The organism is Enterobacter cloacae complex sp. SHL012, from assembly GCF_049237505.1.
In the GTDB taxonomy this organism is placed as follows: Bacteria; Pseudomonadota; Gammaproteobacteria; order Enterobacterales; family Enterobacteriaceae; genus Enterobacter; species Enterobacter kobei.
This window is the reverse complement of sequence record NZ_JBMKIZ010000005.1, coordinates 44,468-56,412: the sequence shown is the minus strand read 5'-3', so window position 1 is coordinate 56,412 and position 11,945 is coordinate 44,468. Positions and strand designations below refer to the sequence as shown.

Below are 11,945 nucleotides of genomic sequence, written 5' to 3'. Positions count from 1 at the left end.
CTCATGCCCGACCCGATAGCCTGAAGGAATAAGCTGAGGGTACCGCGAAGCGGCGATTTACCGCCGGGAGCCCGGGTCGCCAGGGTGGTGGCGATTGAGCCACCCTGGCACGTTCACCGGTCATGTCGTTACAGAATAGCAAGGAACATAAAGTGAACGTAATGACCACCACAGCCGTATGTTCCCCCTCACCCCAGCCCTCTCCCTCAAGGGAGAGGGGGCCGTCTGTGCAGCCATTAATTTGTAAGGATCCCTCACCCCCGTGGAAAAGGATCAGGATGAGAGCCTCAGCGCTTTGCGTTTAGCTCAGCAATATCCTTCGGTGTGGTGCGACAGCATCCACCGATTAATTTCGCTCCAGCCGCCAGCCACTGAGGCAAATAGCCCGCCAGCGTCTCGCACGCTTCGCCGTGGTGGTGCCAGGTTTTGGTCACCGCATCATAGTGCTCGCCCGAGTTCGGGTAGACCACCAGCGGCATCGCCGTCAGGCTTTGCAGATGTTTCAACGCCGCGGTGGTGTTTTCCAGGGCGATGCAGTTGATGCCCAGCGCGACAATGTGCGGGGAGTTTGCCAGCACGTCGACCACCTCACGCAGCGGCGTGCCGTCGCTCAGGTGCTCGCTATCACGCAGGGTAAACGAGAACCACGCCCGGGCGCGAGGATACTCGGCCAGAAGCGCCGCCAGCGCCTTAATTTCCCCAAACGAAGGCAGCGTTTCGCAGGCCAGCAGGTCAGCCCCCGCATCCAGCAGCGCTTCCACACGCGGGCGGTGGAAGGCGGTAAACGCCTCGGCGCTGCGCACGTAGTCGCCGCGATATTCCGAACCATCTGCCAGATACGCGCCGTACGGCCCCACGGAGCCTGCCACCAGCAGCGTACCTGCGTGCGGGTTTTCAGCCAGATACGCTTCGCGCGCCTTACGCGCCAGTTCCACGCTTTTGCCAATCAACGCCCGGGACTGTGCCTCGTCCAGCCCGCGTGCCGCGAAGCCCGCGGGCGTGGCCTGGTAGCTGGCAGTGATCGCCACCTGCGCCCCTGCGCGGTAATAATCAAGATGCACTTCGCGGATAAGTTCCGGGTTTTCTACCAACACTTTGGCAGACCAGAGGCTGTCTGCAAGGTTACACCCGCGCGCTTCCAGCTCCGTTGCCATCGCCCCATCCAGCACCACAAACGGCTGTTTTTCGAGAAGGGCGGTAAGCGGATTATTCTGCGACATGTTCAGGCTCCTGCGATGTCATATTTCGGGTCAGGTAGTACGCACCATAACACAGGGCGACAAACGGAAGCCCGCAATAAAGGGCAATACGCTGGCTCGGGTCAAACCACAGGCCGACACAGGCAACCACGCAGAGAATAAAACCGAGTACCGGCACCAGCGGATACCACGGCGCACGATACTGCAACGCAGAGAGCGGCTGGCCGGACTGCAGATGTCGGCGACGGAAAACGAAGTGCGACGCGCAGATGCTGATCCAGACCGCCACCACCGCAAAGCCGGAAATGGCCGAGAGCGCGACAAACACCGTGTCCGGGGCGATAACGCTTGAGAACAGCGCCAGCACGCCACCGAGCATGGAAACCGAAAGCGCCGTCAACGGCACGCCATTTTTGTTCACCCGGGCAAAGCAGCGCGGCAACGTTTTTTCGTTAGAGAGCGACCACAGCATGCGCCCGGAGGCATACAACCCGGAGTTGGCCGCCGAGAGGATCGCCGTCAGGATCACGAAGTTAAAGATATCTGCCGCGTAAGGAATACCGACCTTCTCAAACACCAGCACGAACGGGCTCTTTTCCACGCCCGCCTGCTGCATCGGGATCAGCGCCGCCAGTACAAACACGGTGCCGATAAAGAAGATAATCAGCCGCGCGATGGTGGTGCGGATTGCGACCGGAATGACCTTGTGCGGATTTTGGGTTTCGCCCGCCGCGATACCAATAAGTTCGGTGCCGGAGAAGGCAAAGTTCACCGCCACCATGGTCATCAGGATCGGCAGGCCACCGTGCGGGAACCAGCCCTCAGCGGTAATGTTGCTTAACCCCGGCGCAGGAGAACCGTCCTGCATCGGGATAAAGCCAAAGACCGCCGCCCCGCCGAGGATAATAAAGGCGATGATGGTGATAACTTTCACCAGCGAGAACCAGAATTCGCCTTCAGCAAAGAAGCGCGTGGAGATGACGTTAAGGCCAAAAATCACCACGCAGAAGACCACGCACCACGTCCAGACGGGCACCTGCGGGAACCAGTACTGCATGCAGAACCCGGCGGCGGTAAAGCTCGACCCGAGCGCCACCGTCCAGGTGAGCCAGTAGAGCCACGCCACGGTGTAGCCCGTCGCCGGACCAAGATAACGGGCGGCATAAACGTGGAACGCACCGGTTTCCGGCATCGCCACGGAAAGCTCACCAAGACACTGCATCACCAGCCAGACCACCAGCGCGCCAATCAGGTATGCCAGCAGCGTGCCCGCCGCCCCGGTCGTGGAAATGATATAGCCCGTATTAAAAAATAACCCAGTCCCAATCACGCCGCCCAGCGAGAGCATAATCAGGTGGCGTGTTTTCATGGTGCGCTTCAGCTGCCCATTTTCTTGTTGTGTTTGCATATTACCTTCTATACGTATGGACATCTAAACATCCAAAGAAGGTGTTATACCGCGATTGTTAATAAAAAGCTAGATGACCAGACGCAAACGAGCGCGCCGCGCACTGAGTCTGGGGTGGGATGTCAGGATGACATAGAGAAAAGGACGCCAGGCCATAAGCACCTCCGCAAGCTGATATGTATATCATGGTGCGGGAAGAGACGATCTTCGGTCAGTCGAAAGTGGGATCCGTGAAGAGTGGATTCATACCGCAACACTGTCCACAGAACAGGTAAGGCGCAAAGGTTGGTAATTCTCACAATCAGTTCTATAGTCGAACAGTTTCTTAGTAACCAGGAATGACTGATGCGCTTTAACGGACTGACCAAAGGTTTCTTTATTTTCATCCTCGCCCTTGTGACCTGGGCCTTCTTCGACGTGCTGTCGCCCTACTTCTCCGCAATACTGTGGGCCGCTATTCTGACCGTGATTTTTAACCCGGTAAAAAACAAGCTGCGCACCGCGCTGGGGGATCGCAACGGGCTGGCCTCGCTGCTGACCATCGGCATTATCTGCCTGATCGTCTTTATTCCGCTGATGGTGATCCTCTCCTCACTCGCCATTGAGCTGAACGTGGTGTACACGAAGCTTCAGGAGAACAACACGCAGTTTCCGGAAGTGGTGGCGAGCATCTTTAACCACCTGCCGGACTGGGCCAGCGGCTTCCTCGCGGATCACAACCTGAACAACGCGGCGCAGATCCAGAAAAAACTCTCCGATGTTGCGCTGCAGGGCGGGCAGTATCTGGCGGGTAGCGCGTTTCTGATCGGCAAAGGTACGTTTGGCTTTGCGATTAGCTTCGGCATCATGCTTTATCTGCTGTTCTTCCTGCTGAAAGACGGACCGTATCTGGTGCGCCAGATCCTCGACTCCCTGCCCCTGTCTGATTTCGCCAAACAACACCTGTTCGCCAAATTTGTCGGCGTATCGCGTGCCACGGTAAAAGGCACGGCGGCGGTGGCGGTGGTCCAGGGCATACTCGGCGGGATTGCGTTTGCCATTGTGGGCCTCGACGGCAGCGTCCTCTGGGGCGCGCTGATGGCTTTCCTCTCGCTGGTACCTGCCATCGGTTCGGCGATTGTCTGGGTCCCTGCCGCCATCTTCCTGTTCGCCACGCACCAGATCTGGCAGGGGCTGTTCATTGTCGGCTTCTTCGTGATAGTCGTCGGGCTGGTGGACAACATCCTACGACCGCTGCTGGTGGGTAAAGACACCAAAATGCCGGACTATCTGATACTGATCTCCACCCTCGGCGGCATGGAGCTGTACGGCATTAATGGCTTTGTCATTGGGCCGCTGATTGCCGCGCTGTTTATCGCCTGCTGGAACCTCTTCTCCGGCCGCGACCACGAAGGAAATGCTGAAGAGCTGGATGCCGATTTCATTGAAGAGGGAAAAAACCCTCCAGATTTGTAAGGATGTGACGATATAGACCCCACCAGGCGGCACTGTGCCGCCTTTTTTTCGCCTTAAATCAGCCGTTTTCTATAATCTGAAGAACGCCATCCTCTTCAAGTTGTAAAAGGATCACCAGGTGCGAATCGCGACAATTACTAACTGGGCCTATGGTGCCACGGTCTGCCTGACCATTGCGTCCGGTATTATCATGCTGCTGGCTTCCGGCGCCGACACCGCCGAGCGTCAGGCCATTGAACAGCGTCAACGTTTTGATGAGCTGACGGAAAATATTGAAACTGATGCCTGGGTACAGTCCGATTTAGCGCGCCTGTACGTCGTCAAAAAAGATCCTCAAATCCTCAAAGAGTATAACCAGTCAGAGAATAGCCTGAAGCACATCGAGCTGAAGCTGGAAAAACTGCAGGACGCTGGCGCATCGGATGACGAGCTTGCCCTGCTGCATGAAGGCTTAAAGATCGTTGATGAGCTGCAGGACGAACAGCAAATGGCCCTGGCGAACACGGCGCGGGGTGAAGACGCTCAGGCCATCGCCCTGCTCTATGGTGCCTCTTATGAGCAAGAGCTTGAGCGCGCCCAGAACCAGATCGATCACTTTCGCCAGATACTCGACAAACGTGTAATCACGTCCGTACGGGAGGCGACAAAAAAATCGAAAGCGCTGCGAACGGCCTCTGAGTTGATGGTTGGCCTCACCGCCCTGCTGTTCCTGTTTGTGCTTGGCTTTATATTAAAACGCCGCGTGCTGCGTCCGGTCGTGCGCCTGAGCGACGTGGTGCACCGCCTGGCATCACAGGACTACGCGGTGGAAACGCCCAACTTCAACCAGATTGATGAGATCGGCGATATGGCGCAGGCCATCCGCATCTTCCGTGAAAACGGCCTTGCGCGCCAGCGTCTGGAAAAAGAGCGCGATGCCGACTGGGCCATCCGCGAGCTGCTGGCGCGCATGACCCAGAGGCTGCAGGGATGTGAGAACGTAAACGATGTGATTAACGTGGCGGAGTTGTTTGCGCCCAATATTGCACCGGGGATCCCTGGCCGACTCTACGTTCTCGACCGGGATCCGTGGCAGATGCGCTGCGTCGCGCAATGGCTTGCGCCGGTGGGTGACGAGACGATGTTCCACCCTGACGAGTGCTGGGCCGTGCGTCGTGGTCAGAGCCATCCGCCGGTCAACGGTGAGCCGGATATCGCCTGCTATCACCTGCAGGAAGAGACGGCGAACAGCGCGCTGTGCGTGCCGCTTATCGCCCAGGGTGAGGCCATTGGCTTGCTCTCTTTCCAGAACATCAACGCGGACAATGCCCCTTCCCGCCCGTATCTTGAACTGATGGCTGAGGCGCTCGGACTGGCGCTGGCGAACCAACGTCTGCGCGACGCGTTACTGGAAAAAGCCCTGTTTGACCCGCTCACCGGCCTGCGTAATCGCCATCATCTGGAAGACACCCTGCACACCCAGATGGCACAAGCCATGCGTAACGATGAACCGGTTAGCTGCCTGATGATCGACATCGATCACTTCAAGAGCATTAATGACCGTTTCGGCCATGAGGCCGGAGACCTGGTCATTAAAAGCGTGGCGCTGATTGTTCAGCGAGCCGGGCATGACAGCGGGCTGGCCTTTCGCTTCGGGGGGGAGGAATTTCTGGTACTGCTTCCCGGCGCCGGAGAAGCAGAAGCGCATGCCTGTGCGCAGAAGATTTATGACGGTGTGCGTGAGCTGTCGCTTCGTTACGGCCTCTCAGAGATTGGGCCGGTGGATGTCTCGATTGGTATTGCCAGCTATCCAGAGCATGCCCAGAGCGACAACCTGCTGCGCGCCGCGGATGTCGCCTTATACCGGGCGAAAGAGCTGGGCCGGGCGCGGATTGTGAGTTTTGGGATGCTGGAAGCGGGTTAAGGTTAGACTCTTATTCATGACGCATGATGTTCATGTCATTGTTCTGACGCCAGAAGATCAATCATGGCCCGTGTGGCTGCTGACTGGCGTCGATGGGGCGCATAGATGAGCGAGAAAGGTCGCGATCGTCCACGAAGTTGCGGAAGTATCTCAACTAACTGGCCGCGCTGTATCTTCTCGCGGACAATGAATTCGTAGCTCTGACAGACCCCTATTCCATGTTCAGCCAGCGAAACCACGCCAAGGACATCATCTGAAATCTCGATGGTTGAATCTGGCTGCCAGTCAACATCCCGCTCATCCACGCGAAATACCCAGGGCGCAATACGGCCGGTACGCGGCATAATAAAAGGCAGGCACATATGCTGCCGCAGTTCATCGAGCGTCTGCGGCATTCCCATGCGATGAAGGTAAGCGGGTGAAGCAACCAACAGCAGTGCCGCATCCTGCAATTTACGCGCGACGAATCCACTGTCAGGCATTTGACCCAGGCGAATAGCCAGGTCGAATCCCTCAGCGATCAGGTCGACATTGCGATTGGTAATGTTCAGCTCCACCTGAACGCGCGGAAACTGTTGGGAAAAGCGGGCCAGCAAGGGCGGCAGACAATAATGCCCATAGGTGGTCGGGACGCTGATCCGTACCCGGCCAGTCAGATCCCCCTCCTGCCCCCGGCCATCGCGTTCGGCGTCATCAAGCAGGGAAAAAGCAGAACGCGCCTGCTCAAGATAAATCCGTCCGGCTTCCGTTAGCCCCACACGACGTGTGGTGCGTTGCAATAGCTGTCGTCCAAGACGCACTTCAAGACGGGAGACCGCACGACTCAACACTGAGGGCGTGGTTGAAAGGGCGACCGCTGCAGCGGTAAAGGAGCCATGTTCAACAACAGTAATGAAGACCTCAACATCGCCGAGATAATCGAATTTTCTGCTCATTTTGCTCTTTCAGGAACAAATGTTTTTCATTTTCGCTAATTTATCTCCGTTTGAGCGATGAGTAAAGTAGCCGCACTTGTTACCAAAAGGCAAAAACGATGGATCTTCAACTCAACGGTAAGACAGCACTTGTTACAGGGGCCACCGCAGGCATTGGGCTGGCTATCGCCAGTACTCTTGCGCGCGAAGGTGTTGCCGTCACGATTACCGGACGCGATCGGGAAAAACTGCACAATGCGGTAGCGAAAATTGCTCAGGCAGCTCCCCAGGCCCGGGTATCAGCCATTGTCGCCGATCTGGCTAACGCTGAAGGTGCAGAAGCGCTGATTAAGGCCTGTACGGATACCGATATTCTTATCAATAACCTGGGTTTTTATGAAGCCACCCCTTTCGCTGATATCACCGACGAGGAATGGCTACGCATGTTCAACATTAACGTGATGTCAGGCGTTCGTCTTTCACGGCATTACTTCCCACGCATGCTAGCACGCAACTGGGGCCGGGTGATTTTTATGTCCAGCGAAGTTGGCGCTTTCACTCCGCCAGACATGGTGCATTACGGCGTCAGCAAATCAGCTCAACTCGCCGTATCGCGAGGAATGGCAGAGCTGACGAAGGGTACCGGCGTAACGGTCAACAGCGTACTGCCATCGGCAACCCGCTCTGACGGAATCATTGATTACCTGCGCCAGACAGCGCCTGAACCTGGCATGACAGACCAGCAGATTGAAGCGCATTTCTTCCAGACCTACCGCCCCAGTTCCCTGATCGCGCGAATGATCGAGGCTGACGAGATAGCCGCTATGGTCGCGCTACTGGCAAGCCCACTCGGCGCGGCATCAAACGGGGCTGCGGTACGCGTCGAAGGCGGAACGTTCCGCTCCATTCTTTGATACCGCATTAAGAAACCGCGTCTTACTCACATCACCGGAGCATGTATGTCCTACCGTATCGGTACTTTCCCCGCCATTGCAATGGCGGCATTGTTCTCTTTCGCAAGCTGCGCCAGCGCGGCGGATCAGATGCCTCTTGAGCGCTGGCGCAGCTACTCAGGCGTAAGCTGGGATAAACCTGAAAACGTGCAAATGCCAGCCGTGTTTTCCGGGTCGGTGAATGCCCCCTTAGCAGGCATTCACTTTGATGCAAAGGGCCGGGCCTTTGTCAGTACGCCCCGACTGATTTCAGCCAGCGCCCCCGCCACGTTGAATATTCTCGACACCGATCCTCAGTCCGGACCCGCGCGCCTGACAGCATTTCCGTCCCGCGAGCGTAATGCGGTTGATTCCGCTCCCGATCAGAACCTGCGCAACGTGCTCGGCTTTTATGTTGATCGTAAAAACGGCTGGTTATGGGCGCTGGATATGGGGTTCATCGCGGGAGAAACGGAATCCCCTTCAGGCTCGCAGAAATTGGTCGTACTGGATCTCGACTCGGGCCGAACGGTTAAACGTATCCCCCTGGACGGCGTGGCCGACCGTAAGGCAAGTTTCCTTAATGATGTCGTTGTCGATGAGAATCATCGTATCGCATACATTTCCGACAGCGGGTCGCGCAGTGCGCCTGAAAACCGTGTCGGCCTGATCGTCGTGGATTTCGCCACCGGCACAGCCCGACGCGTGCTGAATAGTCACCCTGCCCTGCAGATTGAACCGGGGGTAAACGTCATTTCCCATGGCGCGGAGGTATGGCCAGGTAAACCGCTATTGATTGGTATCAACGGCATTGCGCTGTCTCCCGATGCAGAAACATTGTACTGGACGGTGACGACGGGAACACATGCATACGCGGTGCCCACTGCCGTGCTGAAGCAACATGATTCAACTGATGCGCAGATTGCCGCTCAAATTCAGAATCTGGGCACGGTGGGAGGTAATACTGACGGTTTGGTGACCGATGCAAAAGGCTACCTCTATATTACAGATGTCACCCATAACGGCATTGTCAGATATGATCCGAAGACCCGTAAAATGTTACTTATTGCTGCAAATGAAGCCATAAAGTGGCCAGACACACCGGCTATTCGCCCGGACGGTGACCTGATCTTCACATCAAGTAGCCTTAATGACCACTTCGCTGGAATGGTCAAACCAGGCCATGAACGGTACGATCTGTGGCGCTTGCGACAGGACACGAACCCGCCGATGAACACTCGCTAATATGGCTGCGCCACCCCATGGGTGGCGCTTTTTTAGCTGTGATGGGCAGGTAAAATCTGTGTCGTGAGAAAATAACGCTCATTTAAAACGATTATTTTTTAAACGCAAAAGAGCTTATTCAAGTAACGTTAGTTTGTCTCAAAATTTCAGTAGCACCATCCACAAATCAAACACCCTACCCCAAAACCACCCAACCCATTGTTTTTAATGGTTTTTACTAAACTAAACGTGCAGTAACAACCGCTACTCAACAAAATATGTAAACTACTGTGATAACTAAATTATAATTCATATACTTCGTTAAAAAAGTGGGGGTCAAAATGAGATTAACCTTAATGCTGTTGTGCTGTCTGGTGCCAACTTTAGCCTGGGCAGGTGAACTGCCAAAACCTGTTGGAAAACCTATTTTGACGATTTACGGTAATATAGAAAATACCAACGAAGAGGGAAAAGCAGTGTTTGATCTCGCCAGCCTTGAAAAACTAGGGATGGTGAGTTTCGAGACGACATCGCCCTGGTATAACGGACGTACTAAGTTTGAGGGTGTCCCAATGAGAAAACTCATGGATTATGTGGGGGCAAAGGGTACTAACGTTAACGTCATTGCGCTCAATGATTACTCTACCGTCATCCCTCTTAGCGACTTCAAAAAATACAACGCCATACTTGCCTTAAAGGTCAATGGCGAATATATGCGCATCCGCGACAAAGGCCCGTCGTTCATTGTTTACCCTTATGACAGTCTTCCTGAGTTGAATAATCAAATTTATTATTCGCGTTCAGCATGGCAGGTTAGCAAAATGAAGATTGAGTAGCAGTTCAGGAGAACATAATGAACAGGATACTGGTTGGTATCATTTTTTCTCTTTTTATCACGACAGGATATATTGCATTCCTTGTTTACGATCGACAGCAGGAGTTGCAAAAACTGACTCAATACACCGAGTCCTGGTCCGTGGCTCAACTGGTATCAGAGTATTACCGATTTGAATCATGGCTTGGTCTATACGCAACCGATACCGATGACGTTACGATAGACCAGGTCCGCATGCGTCTTGAAATTATGCTAAGCCAGAGCGATTTAATGAACGGCGGGGATTTAGGTCGCTATATTGACAGCGATAAAATGCACCAGGAACTCGCTTCGCGTTTAGAGAAAATACTGGCGTATCTGGATGGCAATCTCGAAAAAATGAGCCATTCGGAGTTACAGGCATACCTGAAAAATATGCATATGCTTGATGCGCCGCTCAGCCAACTTTCGGCCACGGCATTAACAAAAGATATTAATACAGTTAATGAATCAAACAGAAAAATCCAAATCCTGTATTATATTTACTCCGCACTTTCATTACTTCTGGTGATCTTAAGCTTTATTCTGGGCTTTTTAATGATCTACCAGAATAAAAACATTCTCAAAGCCCACATGCAGGTTAAAAGCCTGGCTGACGAACTACAGATATCAAAAGAAACGCTGCAGATTCAGAACGCGAAGCTGGAGTATGATGTTTATCATGATTCCCTGACCGGTATGAAAAACCGCCTTTTCTTCTGGGACGATCTCAACAAAATTAATCTTCAGGCGGATAAAAACCATATCCCCGTCACGGTAATGTTATTTGATTTAGACCGGTTTAAAGAGGTCAACGATACCTATGGTCATGATGCCGGAGATTTACTGCTGAACCAGGTCTCCCGCCGCCTTACCTCAATGAGCAGCGCGACGGATACGTTTTACCGTTTGGGTGGCGACGAGTTTGCCCTTCTCTCCAGCGGCCTGACGGAAAGCGCTGCGGTTTCGCGCGCCAAAGAGATCAGCGATCATATCAGCCAGCCCTATACGATTAATAACCAGCTGATAAAAATTGCCACCTGCGTGGGTATTGTTTTATCGGATAACGAACGACGCTCTGATTATCTTTACAAGTTTGCCGATCTCGCCCTCTACGAAGCCAAAAAAGAGGGCTCGCAGCAGATAAAAGTCTTCCGTCAGTGGATGCTGCAAAAACTGCAGGAAAGCAGAACCCTTGAACATGATATGGCGCTGGCGCTCGATCATCATGAATTTGTTGTGTATTACCAGCCTATTGTCGATGCATTCAGCAATGATATTTACGGCTATGAAGCGCTTATTCGCTGGATACACCCGCAGAAGGGAATACTGTCGCCGGATTACTTTATCTCTGTCGCTGAAAAAACAGGGATGATCAATGAGATCGGTAAAAATGTGCTTGAGCTTGCCTGCCGGGAGGCCGTTTCCTGGGCGGTTCCGGCACGGATCTCGGTGAACGTCTCGCCTGTTCAGTTAGGCACGAAATCCTTTACGGCGATGGTGCAGTCTATTCTGAAAGAGACTGGGCTACCGGCCAATCGCCTTGAGTTAGAAGTCACCGAGTCTTCACTCTTCAGTGACAGCAACACGCCAGTCACTATTCTCAAAAAGCTCAGATCGCTGGGGGTAAGAATTTCGATCGATGATTTCGGTACCGGGTATTCATCGCTCTCACGGCTCAGTGAACTCAACTTTGATAAAATCAAAATAGATAAATCCTTTGTGAATCCCATCTCCACGCAAGATGATGCGCTGAATATCGTTAAGCTGATCGCCGGTATGGCGAAGAGTCTTAATATGAGGGTCATTGCAGAAGGTGTCGAAACCGAAGCTCAGCTTGAACGTCTTCAGGCGCTTGGCTGCGACCTCGTGCAGGGCTATCTGTTCGGAAAACCGCAGGCTGAAGTCGACAAAAAAATAAAAAGCGGTGCAGCGTGATCCCACCGGGATCACACTTTTCAGCCGTGGGTATTCACATCCCCTCACCAGCTGTTACCATTCACCCCGTAAATACCTTTCAACTCAACCCGAGGCTTTGATGCTGGAGAATGTCATCA

General features: G+C 53.8%; 9 protein-coding genes. 6 read left to right on the top strand and 3 right to left on the bottom strand.

All coding sequences use genetic code 11. The features are described 5' to 3' along the window. Positions 1 to 287: 287 nt before the first annotated feature. Both mmuM and mmuP read right to left on the bottom strand, forming a co-directional pair. Positions 288 to 1,220 (bottom strand): homocysteine S-methyltransferase, encoded by a 933-nt coding sequence (gene mmuM / locus ACOTY9_RS16980; RefSeq protein WP_200924907.1) that lies wholly within the window; start codon positions 1,218 to 1,220, stop codon positions 288 to 290. After that, entirely contained in the window at positions 1,207 to 2,607 is a 1,401-nt protein-coding gene (gene mmuP, locus ACOTY9_RS16975; protein ID WP_014882714.1) for an S-methylmethionine permease, read from the bottom strand. Before mmuP ends, mmuM begins: the two co-directional genes overlap by 14 nt. Before the next feature lie 345 nt (positions 2,608 to 2,952). Here mmuP and ACOTY9_RS16970 point away from each other — a divergent pair, with 345 nt between their 5' ends. Both ACOTY9_RS16970 and ACOTY9_RS16965 read left to right on the top strand, forming a co-directional pair. Then, a complete protein-coding gene (locus tag ACOTY9_RS16970; RefSeq protein ID WP_014882713.1) occupies positions 2,953 to 4,062 on the top strand; it encodes an AI-2E family transporter in 1,110 nt (369 codons plus the stop codon). A 118-nt stretch (positions 4,063 to 4,180) separates the two neighbouring features. Further along, entirely contained in the window at positions 4,181 to 5,965 is a 1,785-nt protein-coding gene (locus tag ACOTY9_RS16965) for a diguanylate cyclase (protein ID WP_087529061.1), read from the top strand. A 35-nt stretch (positions 5,966 to 6,000) separates the two neighbouring features. Here the strand turns inward: ACOTY9_RS16965 and ACOTY9_RS16960 are convergent, their stop codons facing one another. After that, a complete protein-coding gene (locus ACOTY9_RS16960) occupies positions 6,001 to 6,900 on the bottom strand; it encodes a LysR family transcriptional regulator (RefSeq protein WP_032637378.1) in 900 nt (299 codons plus the stop codon). A 98-nt stretch (positions 6,901 to 6,998) separates the two neighbouring features. Between ACOTY9_RS16960 and ACOTY9_RS16955 the strand changes: the two genes are divergently transcribed. From ACOTY9_RS16955 to ACOTY9_RS16940, 4 genes are all read left to right on the top strand, one after another. After that, positions 6,999 to 7,793 carry an SDR family NAD(P)-dependent oxidoreductase gene (locus ACOTY9_RS16955; RefSeq protein ID WP_023332201.1) on the top strand — a complete coding sequence of 265 codons (795 nt, stop codon included), beginning with the start codon at positions 6,999 to 7,001 and terminating at the stop codon, positions 7,791 to 7,793. 45 nt (positions 7,794 to 7,838) lie between these two features. Beyond that, positions 7,839 to 9,056, top strand: a complete 1,218-nt coding sequence (locus ACOTY9_RS16950) for an L-dopachrome tautomerase-related protein (RefSeq protein ID WP_087529060.1) — start codon at positions 7,839 to 7,841, stop codon at positions 9,054 to 9,056. A gap of 320 nt (positions 9,057 to 9,376) precedes the next feature. Beyond that, entirely contained in the window at positions 9,377 to 9,871 is a 495-nt protein-coding gene (locus ACOTY9_RS16945) for a molybdopterin-dependent oxidoreductase (protein ID WP_032628721.1), read from the top strand. 17 nt (positions 9,872 to 9,888) lie between these two features. Further along, on the top strand, positions 9,889 to 11,826 hold the full coding sequence (locus ACOTY9_RS16940) for a putative bifunctional diguanylate cyclase/phosphodiesterase (RefSeq protein ID WP_045269293.1): 1,938 nt from the start codon (positions 9,889 to 9,891) through the stop codon (positions 11,824 to 11,826). Positions 11,827 to 11,945: the final 119 nt, after the last annotated feature.

Coding starts and splice junctions, on each gene's coding strand:
- mmuM (WP_200924907.1), bottom strand. CDS start 1,220: ATGTCGCAGAATAATCCGCTTACCGCCCTTCTCGAAAAACAGCCGTTT.
- mmuP (WP_014882714.1), bottom strand. CDS start 2,607: ATGCAAACACAACAAGAAAATGGGCAGCTGAAGCGCACCATGAAAACA.
- ACOTY9_RS16970 (WP_014882713.1), top strand. CDS start 2,953: ATGCGCTTTAACGGACTGACCAAAGGTTTCTTTATTTTCATCCTCGCC.
- ACOTY9_RS16960 (WP_032637378.1), bottom strand. CDS start 6,900: ATGAGCAGAAAATTCGATTATCTCGGCGATGTTGAGGTCTTCATTACT.
- ACOTY9_RS16955 (WP_023332201.1), top strand. CDS start 6,999: ATGGATCTTCAACTCAACGGTAAGACAGCACTTGTTACAGGGGCCACC.
- ACOTY9_RS16950 (WP_087529060.1), top strand. CDS start 7,839: ATGTCCTACCGTATCGGTACTTTCCCCGCCATTGCAATGGCGGCATTG.
- ACOTY9_RS16945 (WP_032628721.1), top strand. CDS start 9,377: ATGAGATTAACCTTAATGCTGTTGTGCTGTCTGGTGCCAACTTTAGCC.
- ACOTY9_RS16940 (WP_045269293.1), top strand. CDS start 9,889: ATGAACAGGATACTGGTTGGTATCATTTTTTCTCTTTTTATCACGACA.